General features: G+C 65.1%; 23 protein-coding genes. 16 read left to right on the top strand and 7 right to left on the bottom strand.

What is annotated here, in order from left to right; translation table 11 throughout:
- Window positions 1–97 precede the first annotated feature (97 nt).
- On the bottom strand, window positions 98–1906 hold the full coding sequence (locus tag RMR04_RS15385) for a helix-turn-helix domain-containing protein (RefSeq protein WP_311915465.1): 1809 nt from the start codon (window positions 1904–1906) through the stop codon (window positions 98–100).
- A 144-nt stretch (window positions 1907–2050) separates the two neighbouring features.
- On the opposite strand from RMR04_RS15385, the gene RMR04_RS15380 reads away from it, so the two are divergent.
- On the top strand, window positions 2051–2641 hold the full coding sequence (locus RMR04_RS15380) for an amino acid synthesis family protein (protein ID WP_311915464.1): 591 nt from the start codon (window positions 2051–2053) through the stop codon (window positions 2639–2641).
- Between the two features lie 102 nt (window positions 2642–2743).
- On the opposite strand, the gene RMR04_RS15375 is transcribed toward RMR04_RS15380, so the two are convergent.
- A complete protein-coding gene (locus tag RMR04_RS15375; protein ID WP_311915462.1) occupies window positions 2744–4150 on the bottom strand; it encodes an aminotransferase in 1407 nt (468 codons plus the stop codon).
- Window positions 4151–4166: 16 nt separating this feature from the next.
- Window positions 4167–5645: an NAD-dependent succinate-semialdehyde dehydrogenase gene (locus tag RMR04_RS15370; RefSeq protein WP_311915461.1), complete on the bottom strand. Its 1479-nt coding sequence runs from the start codon at window positions 5643–5645 to the stop codon at window positions 4167–4169.
- A gap of 129 nt (window positions 5646–5774) precedes the next feature.
- On the opposite strand from RMR04_RS15370, the gene RMR04_RS15365 reads away from it, so the two are divergent.
- The 3 genes from RMR04_RS15365 (at window position 5775) to RMR04_RS15355 (ending at window position 8728) form a co-directional block, all read left to right on the top strand.
- A complete protein-coding gene (locus tag RMR04_RS15365) occupies window positions 5775–6242 on the top strand; it encodes an Lrp/AsnC family transcriptional regulator (RefSeq protein ID WP_069689770.1) in 468 nt (155 codons plus the stop codon).
- Between the two features lie 148 nt (window positions 6243–6390).
- Window positions 6391–7425: a glycine betaine/L-proline ABC transporter substrate-binding protein ProX gene (gene proX / locus RMR04_RS15360; RefSeq protein WP_311915460.1), complete on the top strand. Its 1035-nt coding sequence runs from the start codon at window positions 6391–6393 to the stop codon at window positions 7423–7425.
- 115 nt (window positions 7426–7540) lie between these two features.
- Window positions 7541–8728: a M20 metallopeptidase family protein gene (locus RMR04_RS15355; protein WP_311915459.1), complete on the top strand. Its 1188-nt coding sequence runs from the start codon at window positions 7541–7543 to the stop codon at window positions 8726–8728.
- A gap of 38 nt (window positions 8729–8766) precedes the next feature.
- Here the strand turns inward: RMR04_RS15355 and RMR04_RS15350 are convergent, their stop codons facing one another.
- The 3 genes from RMR04_RS15350 to RMR04_RS15340 all read right to left on the bottom strand — a co-directional run bounded on the left by RMR04_RS15350 (window position 8767) and on the right by RMR04_RS15340 (window position 11292).
- On the bottom strand, window positions 8767–9438 hold the full coding sequence (locus RMR04_RS15350; protein WP_311915458.1) for a 4-carboxy-4-hydroxy-2-oxoadipate aldolase/oxaloacetate decarboxylase: 672 nt from the start codon (window positions 9436–9438) through the stop codon (window positions 8767–8769).
- Window positions 9439–9557: 119 nt separating this feature from the next.
- Window positions 9558–10493, bottom strand: a complete 936-nt coding sequence (locus RMR04_RS15345; protein WP_311915457.1) for a LysR substrate-binding domain-containing protein — start codon at window positions 10491–10493, stop codon at window positions 9558–9560.
- 106 nt (window positions 10494–10599) lie between these two features.
- Entirely contained in the window at window positions 10600–11292 is a 693-nt protein-coding gene (locus RMR04_RS15340) for an SDR family NAD(P)-dependent oxidoreductase (RefSeq protein ID WP_311915455.1), read from the bottom strand.
- A gap of 250 nt (window positions 11293–11542) precedes the next feature.
- On the opposite strand from RMR04_RS15340, the gene nac reads away from it, so the two are divergent.
- The 5 genes from nac (at window position 11543) to RMR04_RS15315 (ending at window position 15698) form a co-directional block, all read left to right on the top strand.
- On the top strand, window positions 11543–12487 hold the full coding sequence (nac, locus tag RMR04_RS15335; RefSeq protein ID WP_311915454.1) for a nitrogen assimilation transcriptional regulator NAC: 945 nt from the start codon (window positions 11543–11545) through the stop codon (window positions 12485–12487).
- Between the two features lie 136 nt (window positions 12488–12623).
- On the top strand, window positions 12624–13379 hold the full coding sequence (locus RMR04_RS15330) for an SDR family oxidoreductase (protein ID WP_311915453.1): 756 nt from the start codon (window positions 12624–12626) through the stop codon (window positions 13377–13379).
- Between the two features lie 49 nt (window positions 13380–13428).
- Window positions 13429–13881 carry an acetyl-CoA carboxylase biotin carboxyl carrier protein gene (gene accB, locus RMR04_RS15325; protein WP_311915452.1) on the top strand — a complete coding sequence of 151 codons (453 nt, stop codon included), beginning with the start codon at window positions 13429–13431 and terminating at the stop codon, window positions 13879–13881.
- 51 nt (window positions 13882–13932) lie between these two features.
- On the top strand, window positions 13933–15294 hold the full coding sequence (accC, locus tag RMR04_RS15320) for an acetyl-CoA carboxylase biotin carboxylase subunit (RefSeq protein ID WP_311915451.1): 1362 nt from the start codon (window positions 13933–13935) through the stop codon (window positions 15292–15294).
- Window positions 15294–15698, top strand: a complete 405-nt coding sequence (locus tag RMR04_RS15315; protein ID WP_311915450.1) for an acetyl-CoA carboxylase biotin carboxyl carrier protein — start codon at window positions 15294–15296, stop codon at window positions 15696–15698. The genes accC and RMR04_RS15315 overlap by 1 nt, the downstream gene beginning before the upstream one ends.
- A gap of 54 nt (window positions 15699–15752) precedes the next feature.
- Here RMR04_RS15315 and RMR04_RS15310 read toward each other — a convergent pair whose 3' ends face one another.
- On the bottom strand, window positions 15753–16955 hold the full coding sequence (locus RMR04_RS15310) for a pyridoxal phosphate-dependent aminotransferase (RefSeq protein WP_311915448.1): 1203 nt from the start codon (window positions 16953–16955) through the stop codon (window positions 15753–15755).
- 566 nt (window positions 16956–17521) lie between these two features.
- Here RMR04_RS15310 and RMR04_RS15305 point away from each other — a divergent pair.
- From RMR04_RS15305 to RMR04_RS15275, 7 genes are all read left to right on the top strand, one after another.
- The gene (locus tag RMR04_RS15305) at window positions 17522–18445 is read left to right on the top strand and encodes an ABC transporter permease (RefSeq protein WP_311915447.1); all 924 of its coding nucleotides are present in this window, start codon (window positions 17522–17524) and stop codon (window positions 18443–18445) included.
- A complete protein-coding gene (locus tag RMR04_RS15300; protein WP_311915446.1) occupies window positions 18442–19245 on the top strand; it encodes an ABC transporter permease in 804 nt (267 codons plus the stop codon). The genes RMR04_RS15305 and RMR04_RS15300 overlap by 4 nt, the downstream gene beginning before the upstream one ends.
- A gap of 68 nt (window positions 19246–19313) precedes the next feature.
- Window positions 19314–20378 carry an extracellular solute-binding protein gene (locus RMR04_RS15295; protein ID WP_311915445.1) on the top strand — a complete coding sequence of 355 codons (1065 nt, stop codon included), beginning with the start codon at window positions 19314–19316 and terminating at the stop codon, window positions 20376–20378.
- Between the two features lie 10 nt (window positions 20379–20388).
- A complete protein-coding gene (locus RMR04_RS15290; RefSeq protein WP_410492265.1) occupies window positions 20389–21486 on the top strand; it encodes an ABC transporter ATP-binding protein in 1098 nt (365 codons plus the stop codon).
- Window positions 21487–21666: 180 nt separating this feature from the next.
- Entirely contained in the window at window positions 21667–22371 is a 705-nt protein-coding gene (gene pxpB, locus RMR04_RS15285) for a 5-oxoprolinase subunit PxpB (protein ID WP_311915852.1), read from the top strand.
- The gene (locus RMR04_RS15280) at window positions 22368–23369 is read left to right on the top strand and encodes a 5-oxoprolinase subunit C family protein (RefSeq protein ID WP_311915443.1); all 1002 of its coding nucleotides are present in this window, start codon (window positions 22368–22370) and stop codon (window positions 23367–23369) included. The genes pxpB and RMR04_RS15280 overlap by 4 nt, the downstream gene beginning before the upstream one ends.
- 151 nt (window positions 23370–23520) lie before the next feature.
- A complete protein-coding gene (locus RMR04_RS15275; RefSeq protein ID WP_311915442.1) occupies window positions 23521–24288 on the top strand; it encodes a LamB/YcsF family protein in 768 nt (255 codons plus the stop codon).
- Window positions 24289–24473 lie beyond the last annotated feature (185 nt).

The raw sequence follows: 24473 nt of genomic DNA, 5'->3' as shown, positions 1-24473 counted from the left end.
CGGTGAAGGCTAGGCGGCGATGCGAGCTACATCTTCCTATGAAAAGAGGGATAGATCGGCAAAATTCTTCTGCGAAGAGCGGTAAGGCATGGCCCCCCTAGCGGCTCGCGGCGCTGCCGTTCTCGATCACGCCATGCAGCCGGATCGCCAGTTCGATCGCGAAGCGGCGATCCGCCGTCTCCGGGTCGATCCCGAACAGGTCCTGGATGCGCGACAGCCGGTAGCGCAGCGTCGTCACATGCAACCCCATCGCATCGGCGCAGGCCTGGGCGCGGCAGCCTTCGCGCAGATAAGCGGCGAGGGTTTCCAGATAGGGCGTGTCGTGCTTGCGGTCATGCGCGACCACGATGCCGATGCTGCCGTCGACGAAGCTGCGCACATCGGCCGATTCCGCCGCGCCGATCAGCATCGGCATCGGGCCGAAGTCCGAGGCCGAAAGGGTCCCCGTGCGGCCGAAATCACGCGCGATGCGGATCATGCGCCAGCAGCGCTCCCATTCCTTGGGGTAGTCATCGAGACCTCCGCAGATGCCACCGAGCACCACGATGGGCTCCCGGTTGAAGCTGTGTCGCAGCGTCTCGACCATGCGTCGCGCGAGGCGTCCGATCCGCTCCTGGCCGTCGTCCCCATCATGCGGCAGGAGGCAGACCAACCCGCCGCCGACGGCGACGACGCTCGCGGGAACATTCAGCTGGCGTGCCAGCCGCGTCACCGCATGGTGGCAATCGACACTGATGTCGGCCGGCAGGGACGGCATGTCCGGAAAATCGACGACCACCATGCGGGCCGGAGCCCCCAGCGCAAGGCCGAGCCGACGGCCGCGCAGAAGAACGTCGTCGGCATCGCGCCATCGGCGCTCGACGATCTCGAAGAACAGCTCGGTCAATGTCCGCGTCTCGAAGCGGAAGCGGATGACGCTGCGCATCATCTGGACGCTGAGGGCGAACTTCACACTGTCGAGCAGGAGCCGTTCGAGATCGCCGGCCGCCTGCGCAGTCGGAAAGATCACGAGCGCCCCAACGGCCTGCCCATCGACATTCAGGGGCTCGATCCTGGCCATGAGCTGCAGCTGCCGCTCGCCGTCATCGAGCCGCAAGCCCCGCGGATCACTGCGCTGCGCCGCGACGGCGTCCCGCGCCGCTGTGACGATCTGGCTGCCAAGGGTGGTGTCGATCGCCCGCTGCCAGGCCGTGTCGTCGAAATGAAGCGGCGTCGGCGACCGGCTGGCGACCAGCGCATTGCCGGAGAAATCGACGACCAGCACGGGGGCGGGCAGGAGGTCCGCCAACATCGCCGCCAGCGCCGAGGTCGACCCGCCGGACAAAACCTCCTGAAGCAGCGTCGTCTGCGTCTGCAGTGCCTTCTGCAGCTGCTCGGCCGCCTGGCGTTCGGCCCTGATCCGATGCTCGCGCTCGACCGCGATCCCACCGAGATGGACGATCATGCTCATGAAGGCGAGATCATCGGGCGACACCTCGGTGATACCGCGCGAGACGACGTTCAGCACCATCGGCCGGTTTTCGGCATCGGCGCAGCTCATCGGCAGCACGAGCACCGTGCGGTAGTCGCGCTCGAAAGCTTCGCGTCGATAGCCGGGGAACTCGTCGGAGGCGCGAGCGTCGCGGATATAGACCGACTCGTTGCGTTGCAGCGCGATCAGGGCGGGGCTCGTCGCCAGCTCCCATCGGTTTTCGAGCGGTCGGCGCAGCAGCGTCGGGTCATGCCGCACAATGACATGCGCCTCGCCATGGGCGGCGTCGATCGCCATGATCGATCCCAGCGTCCAGCCGCCATGCTCGCAGGCGGCATGGATGAGGTCGCGCAGGATCGTCTCGAGATCGCCATCGGAATTGATCCGGCTTGCGACATCCCGCAACGAGCGCATCTGCGATGCCTGATCCGCCATTCAGTTCTCCCGAGCCAACATCGCGACCTTACCCCGCATCGCAGGGGCAGTCCGCAGAATCTTCCAGCGATCCGACGGAAGACGTTCGCGCAACCGGCCCGTTACGCTGCGGCCGCATCGGACAATCACAACAGGTGGACCCTCATGGATTTTGGCTTGCGCAAGATCTCGACCTTCGTCGAGGAAACCTTCATCGAGGGCGGCAAGGCCACCGACCGGCCGGTTCGCATGGTCATCGTCGCCGCCGTGCTGCGCAACCCCTGGGCGGGCCAGGGTTTCGTCGAGAACCTGCGGCCCGAAATCCTGCGCATCGCGCCCCATCTCGGCACAGAGCTGACCAAGCGCCTCGTCGCACTGATGCCGGCCGAACAGGTCGAGGCTTACGGCAAGGCCGCGGCGGTCGGCACCAATGGCGAGATCGAGCATGCTTCGGCGCTGATCCACACGCTGCGCTTCGGCAACATGTTCCGCGATGCCGTCAAAGGCACCGCCTATCTGAGCTTCACCAACACGCGCAACGCGCCCGGCGCACTGCTCTCGCTGCCGATGATCCACAAGAGCGAAACCGGCAAGCGCTCGCATTTCCTGACCGCGAACTTCCAGATTCCGGACGCGCCGGCCGCCGACGAGGTTCTGGTTGCGATCGGAGCCTGCGACAACAGCCGGGCCCATCCGCGCCTCGCCGATCGCTTCCAGGATATGGACGAGATGAAGCAGGAACTGGAGAACGCTTGAGCGTATCGCGCTGAAGATGCTCCGCATCCGCCGATCGAAACAGGGCCCGCCATTTTGGCGGGCCCTTATGCATGAGATAAGCGCCTGACGCATCGCGAAGCCTCAGGCCACCTTAATCTTCTCGCGGGCCAGTTCGTCCATGACCTGACGCACCGCCTGCTCGGCGATGCCGACGATCTCGTCGATTTCCTCCTTCGTCGTCACAAGTGGCGGGGCGAAGCCGAGAATATCGCCATGCGGCATCGCGCGGGCGATCAGGCCACGGTCGCGAGCCGCCTTGGAGATGCGCGCCCCGACCTTCAGCGCCGCATCGAAGCGGGTCTTGGCCGAGCGGTCGGCGACGAATTCGAGCGCGCCCAGCATGCCGACGCCGCGCACCTCGCCGACGATCGGCAATTGCGCGAAGGTCGCCTTCAGCCGGTCCTGGAAATAGCCGCCGACATCGCGCGCCTTGCCCGCCAGATCCTCGCGCTCGACGATGTCGAGCACGGCATTGGCTGCTGCCGCACCGATCGGATGCCCGGAATAGGTATAGCCGTGCGAGAAGGCTCCGACACGGTCCGCGCCGTCCTCCATAACCTTGTAGACCTTCTCTCCGACGATCACGGCCGAGAGCGGGAAATAGCCTGAGGTCAGGCCTTTCGCGACAGTGATCAGGTCGGGCTCGATGCCGTAGAGATGCGAACCGAAGGGCGTGCCGACACGGCCGAAGCCGGTGATGACCTCGTCGGCGATCAAGAGCACGTCGTATTTGCGCAGCACCAGCTGGATTGCCTGCCAGTAGCCCTGCGGCGGCGGGGTGATGCCGCCCGTGCCGAGCACCGGCTCACCGATGAAGGCACCGACAGTCTCGGGTCCCTCACGCAGGATCAGGCCTTCGAGTTCGTCCGCAAGGCGCTTCGAGAACTCGATTTCGGTCTCGCCGGCTTGAGCACCCCAATAATGATGCGGTGCGCCGGTGTGCAGAATGCCGGGGAAGGGCAGATCCATATGATCATGGTAGAAGCTCATCCCGGTCATCGAGCCGGAAACGACGCTGCAGCCGTGATAGCCGCGCAGCCGCGAAATGATCTTCTTCTTCCGCGGCTGGCCGCGCAGGTTGTTGTAATACCAGACCAGCTTGGCCTGGGTCTCGTTCGCGTCCGAGCCGGATAGGCCGTAGAAGACCTTGCTCATTTGTCCCGGCGCCATCCTGACGAGGCGGTCGGAGAGGATGGCGAGCTCATCGGTCGTGTGGGCGGCGTAGCTGTGATAATAGGCGAGCCGGTGGGCCTGCCGCGCAATCGCCTCGGCCACCTCGGTTCGGCCATAGCCGATATTGACGCAGTAGAGCCCGGCGAAGCCGTCGATATAGCTGCGACCGGTTACATCCTGAATGCGGATGCCTTTCCCGGTTTCGACGATGGTAGGCTCGCCGAGCTTGCCGGTGGCAAAATCCTTGAGCTGGGTGAAGGGGTGCAGGACGCTGGCGCGATCCAGCGCACCGATGGCTGCGACATCGATCGTCATGGGGTGATCTCCTTGATCAGGCTGCGAGATTCCCGAAGCAGACATATTTCGCTTCGAGATATTCGGTGATGCCGTGGCGCGAGCCCTCCCGGCCGAGGCCCGACTGCTTCCAGCCGCCAAAAGGGATCGGCGCCCCGGTGAACTTTGCCGTGTTGACCGCGACCATGCCGTATTCGAGCTGGTCGGTGAGGCGCATCGCACGACGCAGATCGTCGGTGTAGACATAGGCCGCGAGCCCCATTTCGGTGGCATTGGCCCGGGCGACGACCTCGTCCTCGTCATCGAAGGGCAGGATCGCGGCGATAGGCCCAAAGGTCTCCTCGCGCGCGATCGTCATCGCATCGATGACATCGGCGAGCACGGTCGGTTGGACGAAATTGCCACTGAGCGGACTGTCCTGTCCGCCCGTGACGATCCGGGCGCCGGCCGCGACCGCCTGCGCGATCTGCTGGCGGCATTTCTCCGCGACCGAGGCCTTGGTCATCGGCCCGATATCGGTGCCCTCGGACAGACCGTGACCGACCCGCAAGCGCGCAGTCGCCTCGGAGAAGGCAGCGACGAAGCGCTGATAGGAGTTCCGCTGGACATAGATGCGGTTGGCCGCAAGGCAGTCCTGGCCGGAGGTTGCGAATTTCGCCGCGATGCAGCCGGCAACGGCGGCCGCGAGCGGGGCATCGTCGAAGACGATGAAGGGCGCGTGACCGCCGAGTTCGAGCGAGGCCCGCTTCACCGTCTGCGCCGCCTGCCCAAGCAGCAGCCGTCCGACTTCGGTGGAGCCCGTGAAGGAGAAGGCGCGGATATCGGTGTGAGACATCAGGCGATGCGACAACGGCGCGGCCTCGCCGGTGACGATCTGGAGAACGCCGCCGGGCAAGCCGACCTCCTCTGCCAGCCGGGCAAGCGCCAGGGCGGACAGCGGCGTCACCGGCGCGGGCTTCACGATCATTGCGCAACCGGCGGCCAAGGCCGCGCCGGCCTTGCGCGTGATCATCGCGCTTGGAAAATTCCAGGGCGTGACGGCCGCGGCAACTCCGATCGGCTGCATCTGGACCGAAAGCCGGCTTCCCGGCAGATGGCTGGGGATCGTTTCGCCGTAGCTGCGCTCGCCCTCGGCCGCGAACCAATCGAGGAAGGCCGCCGCATACGTGATCTCGCCATGCGACTCCGCCAGCGGCTTGCCCTGTTCGGCCGTCATGATGACGGCGAGATCGCCGGCATTGCGGCGCATCGCGGAGGCCCAGTCGCGCAGCAAGAGCCCGCGTTCGAGCGGCGGGCGCTCGCGCCAGGAGCGTTGCGCCTGGACCGCGACGGCAACGGCCTCATCGACCATGCCGACCTCGCAGGAGGCGACCTCCGCGATGGTCTCGCCGGTCGCGGGATCCGTGACCACCTGGCGCTGCGAAGCGTCGCGCCACGCGCCATTCACAAAAGCCCGGCTCTGCAGCAGGTCGGCTCGCGCGAGCCCCTTCAGCGCTTTCGCGGATATGCCCTGCATCAAAATCCTCCGGAACCAGTGATTGACCTGCGCCGGAAATTATCGCGGGCGGCGCAGCGCATTGCTGTATAATCGGCGTTATTGCGCCGAATTTCGGCGTTGTTCTCTCCTTTAACGCAGGGTTTCTGCATGACTTCGCTCGACAGCCTCGATCGGCGCCTTCTCGCCGCCGTCCAGCAGGACAACCGGCTGACCACCGCCGAGCTCGGCCAGCAGGTCGGCCTCTCCGCGACCGCCTGCCAGCGGCGGCTGAAGCGGCTGCGCGACGAAGGTGTCATCGAGGCCGACATTGCGGTGGTCTCGCCCAAGGCCGTCGGGCGTCCGGTTTCCATGCTGGTGCTGGTGACGCTGGAGCGCGAGCGCGCCGACATCGTCGACCGCTTCAAGGCGTCGATCCGCGCGACGAAAGAGGTGATGATCGGCCTCTACGTGACCGGCGACGCCGATTTCGTGCTCTATGTCACGGCCAGCGACATGGAAGACTATGAGCGCTTCACGCGCCGGTTCTTCTATGAGAACCCTGACATCAAGGGTTTCAAGACGATGGTGGTGATGGACCGCGTGAAGGCGGGCTTCGCCCTGCCGATCGAGCCCTGAGCCCGGGCCGAATGATCCCGGCATCGGCCGGCATGCGCGATTTCGCAGGAAGGCCGCGCCCGTTCATCCGCTTTGCCACAGGAAGTTCTCTCAGTGCCGGCCCGCTACGAATCCAGACGGGGATCATAACCGTAGGAGCTCGAAGACGATGGCCGCTTCCTGGAATCGCAAGACGGGCTCGATGTTTGCGCTGGCATGCGCGGGGCTCCTGGTGCTGTCCCCGGCTGGCGCCCAATCTTTGCCAGGCGAGGGCAGGACCGTCCGCATTGCCATCGGCGATACGTTGGGTGCGACGCGAATGCAGGATCATATCGTCGAAATCGCACTCCGGAAGCTGGGCTACAAGACCGCCGAAACGCAGATCAATGCGACATTATTCTTCCAGGCTGCGGCGTTGGGCGATCTCGACATGCTCACCGGCCTCAACTTTCCGCAGCGCGAGCCGCAATACAAGACAGTGGAGAAGCAGCTCGCCACGGTCGGAGAGGGGACGATCATCGAGGGCGGCATCAATGGCTATCTGATCGACAAGAAGACGGCTGAAGCCAACAATATCACCCAGCTCGACCAGCTGAAGGACCCGAAGATCGCGGCGGCACTCGCGGCTGAAGGCAAGGTCAACCTGATCAATTGCGACCCGGGCTGGTCCTGCGGCGACGTCGTCGAGTACCAGCTCGACAAGTTCGGTCTGAAGAACACGATCAAATCGGTGCGCGGCAAGTATGAGGCGCTGATGGCCGAAGCCATCGGTCGCGTCCTGCGTGGTGAGCCGACGCTCTATTATGCCTGGAGCCCGTCCTGGGTCATGGACAAGCTCGTTCCGGGCAAAGACGTGGTCTGGCTGCCTACGCCGTTCGATGCGATTCCACCCAACATTAAGGTCACGACCGGCGCGCTGGTCAGCGGCGTCAAGGGCTGCGCCGGCGGACAGGATCCATGCCGCATGGCGCTCGGCCAGTGGAACTACTTGCCTATCGCCAACCGCGATTTCCTGGCGAAGAACCCCGCCATCCGGCGCTTCCTCGAACTCGCCCGCTATCCCCGCGATACCTGGGCGAAATGGGAAGGCGCCATAGCGGGGGACAGCTCGCCGCGCGCCATCCGGGCCGCCGGCGACACCTGGATCAAGGAGAACCAGACGTTGTTCGATGGTTGGATCACTGAGGCGATGGCTGCCCGCTAGAGCGTTTTCGAGCGAAGTGGTTGCCGGCTCACGTGAAGAAAACGCGTTAAATCGATGTTCTAGGGCGCTTTTTTGATCCGACCAGCCGGTTTTGCGACAAGGAATGAGGGACTTCGTGGACAACGCTCGTGAGATGAACGACGTCGGCAAGGCGATCGATGCGATCGTGCAGGACATCGCGCCCAAGCTGATCGGCATCAGGCGCGATCTGCACGCCCATCCCGAGATCGGTTTCGAGCTGCAGCGCACCGCCGGTGTCGTCGCCACCGAGCTCGAGCGGCTCGGCATCGCCTGCCGCACCGGAGTGGGGCGCAGCGGTATCGTGGCGGACATCGTCGGCGGAGCGCCCGGCCCCTGCCTGGTGATCCGGGCCGACATGGACGCCCTACCGATCCAGGAGATGACGGGCCTCGCCTATGCCAGCACAATCCCCGGCCGCATGCATGCCTGCGGACACGACCTCCACACCGCAACGCTGCTCGGCGTGGGGGCCGTCCTCAACCAGCTCTCGGGCAAGCTGCGCGGCACGGTGAGGCTGGTCTTCCAGCCCGCTGAAGAGACGATCGACAGCGGCGCCGCCGCGATGATCGCCGACGGCGTGCTCGATGGCGTCGACATGGCGCTGGGCTTCCACAACGAACCCGGCGTGCCGGCGGGAACGACCGGCTACATCCGCGGCGCAAGCTTCGCCTCGGCCGACAGCTTCCAGATCACCATAGAGGGCCGCTCCGGCCATGCGGCGCAGCCGCATGAGGCTGTCGACCCGATTATGGTTGCCGGCTATCTCCTGACGCAGCTGCAGACCATCGTCTCGCGCGAGATCAACCCGATCCGCAGCGCGGTCCTCACCGTAGGTCGGATCGAGGGCGGCGATGCCTACAACATCATCCCCGACAGCTGCATGATGGCGGGCACGATCCGCACGCGCGCGCCCGAGACGCGCGACGCCATGGAAGCAGCCGTTCGCCGGATCTGCGCCGGCACCGAGATCATGCATCGCGTGACATGCAAGCTCGCCTATAGCCGCAACCTGCCTCCGGTCATGAACGATGACGGCTTGCTGGATCGCACCATCGCGGCGGTCCGCCTGCAGGGTGGGACCATCCACGAGATCGATGGCGGCTTTGGCGCCGAGGATTTCGCCTTCTTCTCCGAGCGCGTGCCGTCGTCACATATCCGGATCGGTTCCTCGCAGCCCGGCCGGCGGGACCGCGTCCACAACTCGAACTACCAGCCGGACGAAAGCTGCATCGCCCATGGCGTGCTTGCCTTGTCGCGCACCGCCATGGAGTTGCTGAACTAGAGCGATGGTGCAGGGACGCGCAACCGCTTCAGCCAGCTTCAGCCATATGTACAGTTCTTCGCGGCCAGGACCTTGTCCATGCCGGAAAGCTCGAGGATGTTGCCGCCGTTCCTGAGCGCGGCCATGACCTCTGCTTCCTTATCCTCGCGCGCGGCGGAATTCTTCGCGACATCGAGGAGCGTGGCCTTGGGAACGACCACGACACCATCATCATCGGCGCTGATGAAATCGCCGGGATTGACCACCACACCGCCGATCACGATGGGCTGGTTGATCGTCCCCAGTGTCTCCTTGACGGTGCCTTTCATGCACAGGCCATAGCAGAAGACGTTGAAGCCGAGGTTCTGGATGGCCGGGCCGTCGCGCACGCCGGCATCCGTCACCAGCCCGACGATGCCCTTCACCATGCAGGCCGTGGCGAGCACCTCACCGAAGCCTCCCTGCTCGGGATGGTCGCCGGCGCTCACCACCAGCACATCTCCCGGTTGGGCCATGCTGATCGCGGTAATCAGCATCAGGTTGTCGCCGGGGAAGCATCGCGCGGTCAGGGCCGGGCCGCTGGCCCGCATGCCGGGATAGATCGGCTTGATCCGCGAGGTGAGGGCGCCGCTGCGGCCCTGCGCCTCGTGCAATGTTGCCGGGGGAAATTTCGAGATGGCCGCCAAAGCGTCGGCGTCCGGCCGCTCAAACGATCTGATCACATGAACCATGGGGCCCTCCGTCTTCCCAATCCGAGCGGGTTCTGCCGCCTGCCGGTCTCGCGCCAGGCGCTGATCCTTCGGTCTTAGGAAGGCGACAAATCCCGCGCCAATAGATTATTGCGTGACCCTCATAGGGATTCGCGATGGTCTGCGGGCCAGCGCGCCTTCAACGCCTGGATCTGTTCGTTGAGGACCCCGTAGACCGCGAAAGCGGCATCCGACAGCGCGACATTGTCGGGGATGCCGAGAGACATCGGCAGCGAGGCGCTTGCCGATGCGATGCGGCGGATGACCGGCTTCATGCCAACCAGCAGCGTGCTCGCGATCGGCCATGGCAGGACCGTCGCCGCCATGCCTTCGAGGACGGCGGTCGCCAGCGTCGGCAGCGCGTGGATCTCGGCGACCACGCGCGCCCGCACGCCCGCCTCGCTGCAGGCTCGTTCGATGGCCTGGCGCAGATAGGATTCGCGCGCCGGCAGCACCAGGTCGAGCTTCGAGAGCTCCGAAACCCAGATTGTTGTTTCGTTCGTGCTGCCGATATCGAAGGCAGGCGGCGCCACGAGATAGAACGGCTCGTCGAACAACGGCGTATAGCTGAGCCCGCGCACGGGCGCATCGCCATAGAGCACGGCCATGTCCATGCGGCCCTTCAGCGTCATTTCGCTCAGGGTCACGCCGAAACTGTCGAAGATGTTCAAAACGATGCCGGGAAAGCGGCTGCGCACCTCGCGCAGGAGCGCCGGCGCGATCAGGCTCGCGGTGCTCAGCGGCGCAAGGCCGACTGTGACGTTGCCGGAGACCGCGGCGCCGGAATCGAGAATGCTGCGGCGCGCCTCCTCGATCTGCCGTTGGACCATCTGCGCATAGCGGTAGAGGATCTGGCCGGCTTCGGTGGGCGTCACCCCGCGCGTGCTGCGGATCAGGAGCTGCTTCTTGAACTCCGCCTCGAGGCTGGCGATCTGCTGGCTCAGGGCCGGCTGCGCGACGTTGAGCACATTGGCCGCGCGCGTGACGCTGCCGAGATCGACGACCTTCAGGAAAGCTTCGAGACGTTTCGTGTCCAAGCGCGCTTCACCCCCGCAACGTATCCCCCGACGATGCGACAAGCGGGAGGGAAACGCGACAGGCGGGATATGATCGCAGCAAGTTATGATCGCGGCAGACGCCGCCTCACAGCATCGGCTCGTACTGACAATGCACCAGCAATTCCGAAACCGCGGCATTGTTGGGCAGGCGCAGCAGGGTCTCGACGAGCTCGGCGAGATCGCCCGGCTGGGTCATCTCATGCCGTGGGATCTCGTCATCCTTGAGCGTCATGTCGGTCGCGACATAGCCGGGGCAGATCACGGTGGCGCGGATGCCGGCATCGCGCCCCTCGCGCCGGACCCCATGCGTCAGCGCCGCGACCGCGAATTTGGTCATGGCATAACCGACATTCGAGGCGACGCGCTTGCTGGAGAGCGAGCCGAGATTGACGACGCGGCCATGCCCACACACGGCCAGATGCGGCAAAGCCGCGCGAATGACGCGCAGCGGGCCCTTCACATTGATGCGCCACATCTCGTCGAGGAGGTCTTCGCCCTCGTCGCAGACCTTGACCTTCGGGTTGATGCCGGCGGCATTCACCAGGGCATCGATCTGCCCGAAGCGTTCCAGTGTGGCCGCGACCCAGGCTTCCGCCGAGCCGGCTTCCTCGGCATCGTAGCGGTGCACCATCTCGTTTTCGCTGGCGAGCGCAGGATCGGGACGGCGCATGCCGGACGAAACCCTGAAGCCGCGGCTCAGCAGCCGCTCAGCGACCGCGCGCCCGATGCCGCGCGAGGCTCCCGACACCATGACCACACGGCCTGCAGGTTCCAGCATGGCTCGATCTCTCCCGGTTTCGGGCGCAGCGTCGAATGTGCGCGCATCCGGTCGAAGTCTAGGCCCGGCCGGCCGAGGGCGGCTAAGATGATCTGCGTCTGGAGCCATAAGCGCCAGCTATGGCGGGAGCTCCGAGAGGTGAGGGCGAGAGATTGGGAGCGCTTGCCGCATCGTTGCCCTTCAACCTAGATGGTGCGGCAAGCGGCATTGACGGCACTCGGCCAAGTGAGGTCCAGCCAAGCGAGGTTCAGTGGATACGCGTCGTCTGAAATCGTTCCTGAAGATCGTCGATACCGGCAGCCTGACCCGGGCGGCTGCGGCGCTCAACATCGCCCAGCCTGCGCTGAGCCAGCAATTGGTCAGCCTGGAAAGCCACTTCAAGCAGAAGCTCCTGATCCGCAGCCAGCAGGGCGTCACGCCGACGGAGGCCGGGCTCGTGCTCTATCGGCATGCGCGCACGATCCTGAAGCAGCTCGAGCACGCCGAAAACGACGTCAAACGCGCCGCGACGACACTGAGCGGCGCAGTCTCGGTCGGTCTAGCGCCTTATAGCGCCGGCTCGACTCTCGCGCTGACCCTGCTGACGGCTGCCCGCGAAAAGCATCCCGATATCCTGCTGCACATCAACGAGGGTTTCGGCGGCCCCTTCAGCGAACTGATTATGACCGGGCGGCTGGATATGGCGGTCATGCATGGCGCTGGGCCGATGCGCGGCCTCAGTTTCCAGCCGCTTCTGGTCGAGGAGTTCGTTCTGGTGGCGCCGTTGGCGGCGACCCTGCCGGGAAACCCGGACGAGCCGATTGCCCTGGGCGAGCTCGTCGACATGCCGCTGATGCTCCCCAGCCGGGCGAATTTCGTCCGCAAGGCTGTCGATGCGGCCTTTGCCGGCATTCGGCACGATCCACGCCTCGTCGCGGAGATCGAGTCGCTCGGCACGCTTCGCGATGCAGTCAGCGAAGGCGCCGGAGCCACCATCCTGCCCTGGTCGGTTGCGAACCAGGTGGTCGTGCCGGGACGTTCAGCGATCCGCCAGATCGCATCACCGAAGATAGAGGACACGGTCTCGCTATGCGTGTCCGATCTGATCCCGCTGTCCGAGGCTGCCGTTGCGATCCGCGGCATCCTGTTCGAGATCGCAACGCAGGCGGTCTTATCGGGGCGGCTCTCTGCGACGAGGGCGGGCGCGGCGGAATAGCCGGGAGCCGCTCGCTGGTCGTCATCGCCTTGGCTTATGGCCTCAGAGCGAATTGGTTGTGTTCAAGGCGCTGTGGCGATCCTAGCTTGATGTCGAGAGCTCGCGTCATGCGGGCTAAGATCAGGATCGGACGCAGGTGGCTTTTTCAGATTATCGGACCGCACTGGTTACGGGCGCATCGTCGGGCATCGGCGCCGCCACGGTCAGGCGCCTGCGCAAGGAGGGGCTCGAGGTGCATGCGCTGGCGCGCGATGCGCAGCGTCTCAAGGTGCTGGCCGACGAGACCGGCTGCCTGCCGCATGCCCTGGATGTCAGCTCGGTCGACGACATCACCGCTCTCGCCTCCGAACTCGCCATCGACGTCCTGGTCAACAATGCCGGCCAGTCGCGGCAAGGCGACATCCTGAACACCTCCGCCGCCGATGTGGATTCCCTCATCGACGTCAATCTGCGCGGCGTGCTGCATCTGACCCGCCTGTTCGTGCCCGGCATGCTCGAGCGCAATCGCGGCCATGTCGTCAACATCACCTCGATCGCGGCGCATTACGCCTTCCCCGGCGGCAACACCGTCTATCATGCGACCAAGGCCGGCGTTCACGCGCTGTCGAAGCAGTTGCGGACGCATCTCTACGGCTCGCGGGTACGCGTGACCGAGATCTCCCCGGCCCGCGTCGAGACGGAGGTTTTTGCGCGTCTGCTCGGCGATCCCGACGAGGCTCATAAGCGCTTCTATGAGGGCTATGAGGCCCTGCAGCCCGAGGATATCGCGGATTCGATCGCCTTCGCCGTGGGATCGCCGGCGCGCATGAATGTCAGCTTCATGGAGGTGCTGCCGACCATGCAGGTGGTCGGCGGCCTGAATTTCGCCAAGAGCACGCCGGCGTCAGCCTGATTCTGCGCGGCAGGAGAGCCGCGCCTCACTGAAAGGCCACGGTCCCGGGATGGAACTCGCCAGGTTGAAGGCGCTGATCGATCTGGTCTCGCGCTCAAGGATTTCCGAATTGGAGATCACGGAAGCGGGCGAGCGTATCCGCATCTGTAAGTCGCCGCCTCCCTCCGCGCAGCCGGCAGCGGCTGGGTTCATCGAGCCACGACATGAGCCGGCCGCTGAATCCCAGCGGCCGAGCGGCGCGGTGGAGACCCCGGGTGAGACGGACGGCCACATCGTCGTCGCGCCGATGTTCGGCGTCTTCCATCGCGCGCCTTCACCCGATTCCGCGCCTTTCGTGGAGATCGGCCAGATCGTCGTGCCGGGCCAGAAGCTTTGCATCATCGAGGCTATGAAGACGTTCAACACGATCGGTTCGGACGTCGCCGGAACGGTCACTGAGATCCTCGTCGAGAGCGGGCAGGAGATCGAGGCCGGCCGTCCCTTGCTGCGGATTGCTCCATGAAGGGCGCGAGCGCCATGCGGCGCGGTTTGGTCGCCCGGTCGAGGCAGGCCCATGTTCGATAATGTCCTGATCGCCAATCGCGGCGAGATCGCGCTGCGCATCCAGCGCGCTTGCCGAGCGCTCGGGCTCAAGACGATCGTCGCTCACTCCGAGGCCGATCGTGAGGCCCGCTATGTCGCCCTTGCCGATCAGGCCATCTGCATCGGCCCTGCCGCGGCACGCCTCAGTTATCTCAGCCCGGCTGCGCTCCTGCTCGCAGCGGAAGCGACCGGCGCGCAGGCGATCCATCCGGGCTATGGCTTCCTCTCGGAGAATGCGGGTTTCGCCGAGCAGGTCGAAGCCGCCGGCTTGAGCTTCATCGGTCCGACGGCCGCCTCGATCCGGATCATGGGCGACAAGGTCGCGGCCAAACGGGCCATGCGCGAGGCCGGTGTTCCCTGTGTCCCGGGGCCGGATAGCGCCTTGCCGAATGATTTCGAGCAGGTTGCCGCCATCGCAGCGGAGATCGGCTACCCCGTCATCGTCAAGGCGGCCGGCGGCGGCGGTGGCCGCGGCATGCGTGTCGTGCGCGCGCCGGGCGAGCTCGCGGAGGCCATCGCCGTGACCCGAGAGGAGGCGCAGCGCGCCTTCGCCAATCCCGAGATCTATGTCGAGAAATTCCTCCAGCATCCCCGCCATATCGAAATCCAGGTGCTGTGCGACCAGCATGGCACGGCGCTGTGGCTGGGGGACCGCGACTGCTCGCTGCAGCGCCGTAACCAGAAGGTCGTCGAGGAAGCCCCGGCGCCCGGTATCGCGCGCGATCTGATCGCCCGGATCGGGGAGGCCTGTGTCGAAGCCTGCCGCCGGATCGGCTATCGCGGGGTCGGCACCTTCGAGTTCCTCTATGAGGACGAGGCCTTCTATTTCATCGAGATGAACACGCGGCTTCAGGTCGAGCATCCCGTGACGGAGATGACGACCGGGCTCGACCTTGTCTGCGAGCAGATCCGTGTCGCGCGCGGTGGGCGCCTGACCTTGAAGCAGTCCGAGATCAAGCTGTCCGGGCATGCGATCGAATGCCGGATCAACGCCGAGGATCCGGAGAATTTTTCAGCCTCTCCCGGCCGCGTTACGCGCTGGGATTTGCCGGGCGGGACCGGGGTGCGCATCGATTCCCACGTCGTCGCCAACTACGTCGTACCGCCCCAATACGATTCCCTGATCGCCAAATTGATTGTCCATGGCGCGACGCGGGAGGAGGCGTTGATCCGCGCCCGCATCGCCTTGTCCGAGATGAAGGTCGAAGGCATCAGCACCAATGTCCCGCTCCATCGCGAGATCCTGGAGGACGCGGATTTCGTCGCCGGCGGGGTCGATATTCACTTCCTGGAAAAGCGGCTGGCGCTGCGCCAGCGGGCGGAGCTGCCGTGATGGAGATCGCCGAGATCGAGCAATTGGTGCGCTGGCTCGAAGAGGCCGGCCTCGATTCCATCGAGATCGAAGGCCTCGAGCATGGTCTGCGGTTGAGGCTGCAGCGCGATGCGGGCTCGGCTGCCGCCGACGAGCCGTCCGCTAACTTGGAGCCGCCGCAGGACGATGCGGCGGAGATCGTGACGGCCCGGGGCCCCGGCCAGTTCCAGGACCGCCATCCCGCGCGCGAAAAACCGTTCGTGCGCGCCGGAGACAGCGTCCGCTCCGGCGACATCCTCGCTTTGGTCAGGACCGGGCCGGTCTACGCGCCGGTCACCGCGCCGCGCGACGGCCGCGTCGAGCAGATCCTCGCGACGGCCGGCGATCTGGTCGGTTTCGGATCGCCGCTGTTCCGGATTCGATAGGCGTCCGCAACAGAGCGGTTTGCGTTGGTCGGGCCGCGAGACTGCGGCTCGATGTCAGCGCAGCCCGCCGCAGAACTCCTGGATGCGGCGGCAGCCTTCGCGGAGGCTTTCCATGTCGGTCGCGTAGGACACCCGGAAATAGGGGCTCATCCCATAGGCCGAGCCCTGCACGGTCGCGACATGCTGTTCCTGGAGGAGGGCGAAGACGAAATCCGTGTCGGTCTCGATTCTGCGCCCGCCCTTGCTGGTCCGGCCGATGCAGCCTGCGATGTTGGGGAAGACGTAGAACGCGCCTTCCGGCTTGTGGCAGAGGACGCCGGTTGCCTGGTTGAGCTGCTCGACCACGAAATCGCGCCGCGCGCGATAGATCTCGGCGCGCTCGGCCAGCAGATCCTGCGGACCGTCCAGGGCTGCGATCGCGGCAGCCTGGGCGAGCGTGCAGATGCCGTTGGTCGCCTGGCCCTGCATGTTGTTCATCAGGGCGATGAGGGATCTTGGGCCGCCGCAGAAGCCGACGCGCCAGCCCGTCATCGCATAGGCTTTTGAGGCGCCGTTGACCGTCAGCACCCGCTCCTTCAGGCGCGGCTCGACCTCGGCGAGGGTGCAGAATTCGAAGCCGTCATAGATCAGGTGCTCATACATATCGTCGGTCAGGACGGCGACATGGGGATGCTTCAACAGGACATCGGCGAGGGCCTGCATCTCGGCGCGCGAACAGGCGGCACCGGTCGGGTTGTTGGGGAAGTTCAGGATCAGCCATTTCGTCCTGGGTGTGATCGCCGCCTCGAGATCCTCAGGCCGCAGCTTGAACTGGTTGTTCTCGGGGCAGGGCACCGCGACCGGTGTCGCCTGCGCGACCATGACCATGTCGGCATAGCTGATCCAGCCGGGGGCGGGGATCACCACCTCGTCGCCGGGATTGCAGGTCGCCATGATGGCGTCGAAGATGATCTGCTTGCCGCCATTGCCGATCAGGATCTCGTCCAGTTCGTAGTCGAGCCGGTTGTCGCGCTTGAACTTGCGCTGGACCGCAGCCTTCAGCGCCTTGGTTCCGTCCTGGGGCGGGTATTTGGTATCGCCGGCCAGGGCCGCGTTGTACGCAGCCTCGATCGCATGGGCGGGCGTGGCGAAATCCGGTTCGCCGGATGACAGGCTGATGATCTTCACGCCCTGGGCGCGCAGTTCACGGGCCCGGTCCGTCATGGCCGCGGATGCGGAAATCTTGACAGTCTTGATGCGGTCGGCGGCTTCGAACATCGAGATTTCACCTCACTAGGACCCGGGCGCGCATGCGTCGACAGGCCGGCCTCTCGGCCCTTGGACCGATGTGAGGATAGGGCGCGAGGCGATGCGCCGCTAAGACGGGTTCGTTCTGACGTCATAGCGCTTGCCTATGGCGCGGCCGCCAACAGGGCATCAAGCTACCCGGCGGCAAGGCCGTGGCTTGCATGACCTGCTTTGCTCAAGCGGTCGGCCACAAGTCGCCATACCAGGCTGGCTATGCTGCTTTCCTTGCCAACACGCTCAGATCCTCATCATCCCGGCATGGCACGGTCATAAGCAGGGCCGATGACCCTAAACGAAGTTTGTCTTATCCGGGTTCGAGGGACGCGGATAAAAACAAGATGCAGGGGCGAGCCGCTTATCGGCAGCCAGGAGACGCAGCCATCGGCGGCGGAGGCTCGGCCAGATCCTGCCGATGGTCTCCGCGGTAGGTTCGCCGGCTCAGAGAATACCGTTGACGGGCCGCGAGGTGCCGGATTGAGCGTTTGGAACGATTAGAGACAACACGACGATCCGTTGACTCAGGAGACTGCTCCGGAATGACAGATGTCGCGCAAACGACCGCGCAAGCGCCAGGCGACCTTGATGAGCGCTCCCCTTGGCGTCTCAGCCTATCCGTCGGTTTCCTGGCCTTGCCGATGCTGGCGTTCCTGTCGATCTTCTTCTTCTATCCGGCCGCCAATCTGCTATTCTACAGCCTCCTCTCGCAGGACGCGAAAGGCATCATCGGGCGGCCTTTCACCCTGTCGCACTATGTGCACATTGCCGAGGTCGATCTCTATCTGAAGGTGTTCTGGAATACGCTGCAGATCGCCTTCGTCACCTCGATCGTCGCCATCGTGATGGCCTATCCGGTCGCCATCACGATGGTCAAAAGCAACGCGATCGTGAATCGCGTGATCAGCCTGATCGTGATCGCGCCGCTGATCGTCAGCGTCGTCGTCCGCGCCTATGGCTGGCAGCTCATCCTGGTCAATACGCCGACCGGATTGCTCAACTGGCTGCTCCTGACGCTTCACATCATCAATGAGCCGCTGGAGCTGCTCTATACCAAGACGGCGGTCGTCATCGGCTCGCTGCACGTCTTCTTCCCGATGATGGTGCTGCCGCTGGCCTCCGCGCTCGGCAAGATCGATCCGAACCTGGAGGATGCAGCCAGGATGCTCGGCGCGCCCTGGTGGAAGGTCTTCGCGCGGGTGACGCTGCCGCTGAGCGTTCCCGGACTGGTCGCGGGCTTCACCCTGGTCTTCTCGCTGACCGCGGGCTCCTTCGTCATCCCCGTCCTGCTCGGCGGCACCTCGTCGACGATGCTCGGCAACCTGATCGAGCAGCAGATCTTCGTCGTCTATGACTGGCCCTTCGGCGCCACGATCGCGGTCGTGCTCGTCATCGTGGTTTTCGCCATCAATGCATTGTCCATGCGCATCCTCGAAGGGCGCCGCTTCCGGAGGATCGCCTCATGAGCGGCCGTCTCGAAGGCGTCGGAGCCTGGGTGCTCTACTGCGTCACCGCCGCGATGATGATCTTCATCCTCGCCCCGCTCCTGGTCGTGATGTCGGTCTCGGTCTCGGACAGCTATTTCGTGACCTTTCCGCCGCAGGGCTTCACCCTGAGCTGGTACGCTAAGGTCCTGCAGGATCGCGATTTCCTGGATGCGCTCGGGCTCAGCGCTGTGCTTGCCTTCTGCACGACGATGGGCTCGCTTCTGCTCGGTGTCCCGGCCGCCTTCGCCCTCGTGCGCGGCAGCTTTCTCGGGCAGTCCTTCCTCAAGAGCCTGGTGCTCTCGCCGCTGGTCTTTCCCGCGCTCGTGACCGGCCTTGCCCTGCTGCAGCTCCTCTCCAGCCTCGGCTCGGGCGATGCGCGCGTGAACCTCCTGATCGGCCACATCGTCGTCACGGCGCCTTACGTGGTCCGGACGGTGGTCAGCAGCCTCCAGCTCATGGACATCAATCTGGAAGAGGCTGCCCGCACGCTCGGGGCGAACCGGATGAAGACCTTCTGGCGTGTCACCCTGCCTCAGATCGCGCCAGGGGTAGCTGCGGGCTCGCTCTTCGCCTTCATGGTCTCCTTCGACAACTATCCGATCTCGATGTGGCTGGCGAACTCCGAATACAGCCCGGTCCCGCTCGTCCTGATGCGGCAACTCGTGAACGTCTTCGACCCGTCGGTGCCGGCGATGTCGACGATCATCATCCTGCTCGCCGTGGTCGGCGTGCTGATCCTGGAGCGCCTCGTGGGGCTGCGCCGGGCCGTCGCGATCTGACCGACAACACAGGGATTCACTGACGAGGCCGACCGTTCATCACCAATAAAAAAGGGGAATGCAGGACCATGACAATCGACCGCAGAACGCTGATCAAATCCGCCGCCGCTAGCGCCATCGTCATGCCGACGATCATCAGCCGGGCCTATGCCCAGGAGAAGCAACTCCATATCGGCGTCTACAACTCGGCCCTGGGCAAACTCGTCCAGAAGGAAATCATCCCGGCCTTCGAGAAGGAGCACAAATGCCGGGTCTTCACGATCGAGGGCGCGACCCTGTCCAACATCGCCGCGCTCCGGGCGACGCGCGCCACGCCGAAATTCAGCGTCATGATGATGGACGATGTCGGCGTGCCGCAGGCCAAGCAGGAGGAGCTGATCGACACGCTCGACCCGGCGAAGATTCCCAATCTCGCCAAGGTCTACAAGCGCTTCCTGTTCGAGGACGGCTACGGCGTCGGCTTTAACATCTCCAGCGCAGGCATGTTCATCAACCCGCAGAAGACGACCGGCCTGACGAGCTACGAGCAGATCTTCGATCCGAAATACCGCAAGCGCATCCTGCTCAACACGCCCAAGAATACGCAGAGCGTGCTCATGCTCATCGTCGCGACGGCGCTGGCGACCGGCAAGCCGCTCAAGGAGGCGCAGTATCTCATCGATCAGGGCTGGGACAAGCTCGCCCAGCTCAAGCCAAACGTGCTGACGATCTATGACAGCGAGGCGCTGGTCCTGATGGTGGCGCAGGGACAGGCCGATATCGGCGGCATCGACTACTCCAAATCGATCTATCCGCACGCGGCCAAGGGCGTGCCGCTCGACATGGCGCCGCTAAAGGAAGGCTCCTTCACCGGCATCAACAGCCTGACGCTAGTCAAGAATGCGCCCGAGCCCGAGCTCGGCGCGGCTTTCATCAACCGCATGCTCGACCCTGCTGTGCTGGAGATGCTCTCCTCGCAGACTTTCGGCGCGCCCTCGGTGGCCGGGATCAACTTCAAGCCGGAGGTGGCCAAATACCTCGCCTATCCCGACACCAAGATGGATGAGATGGGCCTGTTCACGCCGGACTGGAACTTCATCATTCCCAAGCGTGCCGGCCTGCTGGAACGCTACAATCAGGTCTTCAGCAGCTGACATGGCCCAGATGAAATCCGCGAATGTCCGACTGGAAAAGCTCAACAAGCACTATCATCGGGTGGTTGCGGTCGAGGACGTGTCGCTCACCATCGAGCCGGGCAGCATGGTCGCGCTGCTCGGCCCCAGCGGCTGCGGCAAAACGACATGCCTGCGCATGATCGCCGGGCTGGTCCAGCCCAGCTCTGGCGAGATCTTCATCAATGAGCAGCGCGTGACGCGCGTGCCGGTGCACAAGCGCAATATCGGCATGCTCTTCCAGAACTATGCGCTGTTCCCGCATATGACCGTGGCCGAGAACATCGCCTTCGGCCTCGACATGCGCGGCGTCGGCAAGGCCGATGCCGGCAAGCGCGTGACCGGGGCGCTCGACCTCGTCCAGCTCGGCAAGTTCGGCGACCGCTTTCCGACCCAGCTCTCGGGTGGACAGCAGCAGCGCGTCGCCTTGGCACGCGCCCTGGTCATCGAGCCCGCCATGCTCCTGCTCGACGAGCCGCTCGGCGCGCTCGACAAGGGGCTGCGGGAGAGCATGCAGGTGGAGTTGCGTGCACTCCAACGGCGTCTCGGGCTCACCACGGTCATGGTGACGCACGACCAGGACGAGGCCCTGACGATGGCGGACCGCATCGTCGTGATGCGCGATGGACGCCTGGAGCAGGTCGGCGGAGCCACGGAGATCTATCAGAAGCCGGCTTCGCGCTTCGTCGCGACCTTCCTCGGCGCATCGAACCTGTTCAGCGGCAAGATCGAGACGCGCGACGGGGCAGGGGCGCTGGTCTTCGTCGCGGAGGGCTTCGGCCTGCTCGTGGACGGGCTGCCCGGGGACGCTCGTGAGGCGACCGTCTCCGTGCGTCCCGAGGCCATCATCGTCGAGCCTCTGGGCAATGGAGCGCCCCGGGCGGAGACGCCCAACAGCGTCGTCGCGACCATCGATCAGGTCGTCTATCGCGGCTTCATCAATCACTATTACCTGAAACTGCCGGGCGGCTCCGAGATCATCGCCTATCAGCAGAACCGGACCAGCGAAGGCGCCAGTTCCTTCGCGCCCGGCGACAAGGTCATCGCCCGCTGGGACGCATCGAGCAACCATGTCCTGCCCAATGGCTGATCGCATGACACGCTTCCGCCATGTCGGCAGCCCCCAGAGCGCGTCGCGATGCCCGCATAAGCAATGGGTCTTGGCGGCCGCGCTACTCAGAAGGGCAAAGAAAAACGCTGTCCGACAAGCCCGGCCGGGGCAGCGCTGCCGCCTGGGCCGTTTCGTTCTGGAGATGCCGTTTCCGTGTCGCTGGACCTGACGATCGCCGCTGAGGCCGACGAGGCGCCTCCCGCGCCGACCGAGGAGCTGCCCAAGCTCAGCAATATCGGAACGCGCGCGCTCATCATCGAGGCGCCGGGCGCGTTCGACCTGCTGCAGCAGAGGCGCATCCTGGCGCTGGCGGATGAGGTCGCCGCATGGCCCGGCGTGGCGGAGGTGGTTCCCGGCGTCACCAATCTGATGGTGATCTTCGTCGAGCCGCCGCGCGATCTCCAGGCCTGCCGGCGCGCGCTCGCCGAGGCCTGGCGGCGCCTGCCGCCGAAGCAGCTGTCCAGCCGCGTGGTCGAGATCCCGGTCATCTATGGCGGCGAGCTCGGCTCGGACCTCGCCGCCGTCTGCGCCTATTCCGGCCTATTGCGGGAGGAGGTCATACGCATCCACAGCAGCGGCACTTACACCGTCTGCTGCCTCGGCAGTTCGCCGGGGTTCGGCTATCTGCATGGTCTCGATCCGCGGATCTTCATGCCGCGCAAGACCGTGCCGTCCCTGCGCATGCTGGCGGGCACGGTGACGATCGGCGGCATGCAGGCCGGGGTCTCGGTCTCGACCGGGCCCAATGGCTGGAACGCGATCGGCTTCACCGCGGTGTCGATGTTCGATCTGGCGCGTGACATTCCGGCCCTGCTGGCGCCTGGCGACATCGTTCGCTTCACCATCGAGAGAGTCGAGCCGTGATCGAGGTTCTCTCCAGCTTCGCGCTCAACACGGTGCAGGATCTCGGGCGCTTCGGCTCCCGCCATCTCGGCGTCGGCACCTCCGGGGTGATGGACCCGCTCGCCCTGACGGTCGGCAATATCCTGCTCGGGAACCCAGATGATGCGGCCGGCATCGAAATCCAGACCTTCCCGTTCGAGCTGCGCTTCCAGGCCGACACTGCCTTCGCCGTGACCGGGGCGGACTGCACCGCGACATTGGACGGGCGCCTGCTGCCACCCTGGTGGACCGCTCCAGCGAAGGCCGGGCAGGTGCTGAAGCTGCATCCGCCCATGAGAGGCGCGCGCAGCTATCTGACGCTTGCCGGCGGCGTCGACGTGCCCATCATACTCGGCTCCCGCAGCACACATCTGCGCAGCGAATTCGGCGGCTTCCTGGGGCGCGCCTTGGCGAAGGGCGATGTCGTCGCAACCGCAGGCGAAGCCGGCGGGCCGACGCGGCCGCCACCTGAAGAATTCGGGGCCGAGCCCGCCGAAATAGCGCTGCCGCCGGGCGCTCCCGGCGAGACCGAGTCGAGCGACGACGCATTGCCGGTCAGGGTGCTGCGCGCGGGCGAATACGAACTCTTCCCGCAGGAGGCCCGCCAGCGCTTCTGGCGGACGGCCTGGAAGATCACTCATCAGAGCGACCGAGCCGGTTATCGGCTCGGCGGCGAGCCCCTGAAACTCGCATCCCGCGTCGAGATGCGCTCCTACGGCATCGTCGCCGGCGTGGTCCAGGTGCCGCCTTCCGGAGAGCCCATCATCCAGCTCAGCGATGCGAACACGGCGGGCGGCTATCCGAAGATCGCCGGCGTCGTCGAGGCCGATCTCTGGCGCCTGGCTCAGGCCCGGATCGGCAGTTCCATCCGCTTCGTCGACACCGGCTATGACGATGCCGTTGCCGCGATGGCGCCCGTGAACGCCTATCTCGCGCAGGTTCGCCGAATGGTCGAACTCTACCGGCAACGGCCGCGCTAGCAGCGTTTTCGAGCGAAGTTGATACCGGTTCGCGTGAAGAAAGCGCGTCAAAACAAAGATCTAGAGCAGTTTCCGATCCGTCTGGATCGGAAACTGCTCTAGCAGCGGCAATAACGATGATAGCGCGACCGGACGAACGAGGAACGCGAAGATGAAGATCGATCTCAATTCCGACATGGGCGAGGGCTTTGGACCCTACAGGATCGGCGATGACGAAGCGCTGATGGAGATCGTTTCCTCCGCCAATGTCGCCTGCGGCTTCCATGCCGGCGACCCGGTCATCATGGATCGCACCGTGCGGTCGGCCAAGGCGCGCAAGGTCGGCATCGGCGCCCATCCGGGCCTGCCGGATCTGATGGGCTTCGGCCGCCGCATCATCCAGATGGACAGCGCCGAGCTGGAGAAGCATCTCGTCTACCAGATCGGCGCACTGCAGGGCATCGCCGTGGCCGCGGGTCACAAGGTGACCCATGTCAGCTATCACGCCGCGCTCGGGAACATGGCGACCGCCGACAAGGATGTCGCGGATGTGCTCGCTCGCGCCATCGCCGCCATCGACCGCGACCTCATCGTCTTCTCGATGCCCGATACGGAGGTCGAGCGCGCGGCGCAGCGTGCGGGCCTGCGTGTCCTGACGCTGTTTCTCGCGGACAGGGCCTATGACGAGCATGGCGAGCTGGTCTCGCGCAAGCGCCCGAATTCGGTGATCACCTCGCCGGACGAGGTCGCCCTACGGGTGCGGCAATTCCTCGACGACGGCACGGTGACGACGATCGAGGGCAAGCGCCTCAAGATACGCGCGAGATCCATCCTGGTGCACAGTGACACGCCGGGCTCGACGCAGCTCGCTCGGACCGTCCGCGCAACGATCGAGGCGGGCGGCGGCACCGTCACCCCTGCGACCGAGATCCTGGCTTGATCGACTGATTATCATCGCTCAGGACGACGAATGGTTTCCCAGAGCGTTTTCGAGCGAAGCGGATGCCGGTTCGCGTGAAGAAAACGTGTCAAAACATGGAGCAGGAGCTGTTGAACGATCCAATTGGGTCGGAAACTGCTCTAGCCGGGCCGATCGACGGCCGCGCTCCAGCTCATTGCATCCAG

This window comes from Bosea sp. 685, from assembly GCF_031884435.1.
Classification (GTDB): Bacteria; Pseudomonadota; Alphaproteobacteria; order Rhizobiales; family Beijerinckiaceae; genus Allobosea.
The sequence above is the reverse complement of the archived record's forward strand: the minus strand, read 5'-3'. Positions and strand labels throughout refer to the sequence as shown.

Excerpts from the sequence above, each read along its gene's own strand:
- RMR04_RS15305 (WP_311915447.1), top strand. The coding sequence starts at position 17,522 with ATGACAGATGTCGCGCAAACGACCGCGCAAGCGCCAGGCGACCTTGAT.
- RMR04_RS15350 (WP_311915458.1), bottom strand. The coding sequence starts at position 9,438 with ATGGTTCATGTGATCAGATCGTTTGAGCGGCCGGACGCCGACGCTTTG.
- RMR04_RS15385 (WP_311915465.1), bottom strand. The coding sequence starts at position 1,906 with ATGGCGGATCAGGCATCGCAGATGCGCTCGTTGCGGGATGTCGCAAGC.
- RMR04_RS15275 (WP_311915442.1), top strand. The coding sequence starts at position 23,521 with ATGAAGATCGATCTCAATTCCGACATGGGCGAGGGCTTTGGACCCTAC.
- proX (WP_311915460.1), top strand. The coding sequence starts at position 6,391 with ATGGCCGCTTCCTGGAATCGCAAGACGGGCTCGATGTTTGCGCTGGCA.
- accB (WP_311915452.1), top strand. The coding sequence starts at position 13,429 with ATGGAACTCGCCAGGTTGAAGGCGCTGATCGATCTGGTCTCGCGCTCA.
- RMR04_RS15380 (WP_311915464.1), top strand. The coding sequence starts at position 2,051 with ATGGATTTTGGCTTGCGCAAGATCTCGACCTTCGTCGAGGAAACCTTC.
- RMR04_RS15315 (WP_311915450.1), top strand. The coding sequence starts at position 15,294 with ATGGAGATCGCCGAGATCGAGCAATTGGTGCGCTGGCTCGAAGAGGCC.
- RMR04_RS15340 (WP_311915455.1), bottom strand. The coding sequence starts at position 11,292 with ATGCTGGAACCTGCAGGCCGTGTGGTCATGGTGTCGGGAGCCTCGCGC.
- accC (WP_311915451.1), top strand. The coding sequence starts at position 13,933 with ATGTTCGATAATGTCCTGATCGCCAATCGCGGCGAGATCGCGCTGCGC.
- RMR04_RS15370 (WP_311915461.1), bottom strand. The coding sequence starts at position 5,645 with ATGCAGGGCATATCCGCGAAAGCGCTGAAGGGGCTCGCGCGAGCCGAC.
- RMR04_RS15310 (WP_311915448.1), bottom strand. The coding sequence starts at position 16,955 with ATGTTCGAAGCCGCCGACCGCATCAAGACTGTCAAGATTTCCGCATCC.
- RMR04_RS15295 (WP_311915445.1), top strand. The coding sequence starts at position 19,314 with ATGACAATCGACCGCAGAACGCTGATCAAATCCGCCGCCGCTAGCGCC.
- RMR04_RS15365 (WP_069689770.1), top strand. The coding sequence starts at position 5,775 with ATGACTTCGCTCGACAGCCTCGATCGGCGCCTTCTCGCCGCCGTCCAG.
- RMR04_RS15290 (WP_410492265.1), top strand. The coding sequence starts at position 20,389 with ATGAAATCCGCGAATGTCCGACTGGAAAAGCTCAACAAGCACTATCAT.
- RMR04_RS15375 (WP_311915462.1), bottom strand. The coding sequence starts at position 4,150 with ATGACGATCGATGTCGCAGCCATCGGTGCGCTGGATCGCGCCAGCGTC.
- RMR04_RS15300 (WP_311915446.1), top strand. The coding sequence starts at position 18,442 with ATGAGCGGCCGTCTCGAAGGCGTCGGAGCCTGGGTGCTCTACTGCGTC.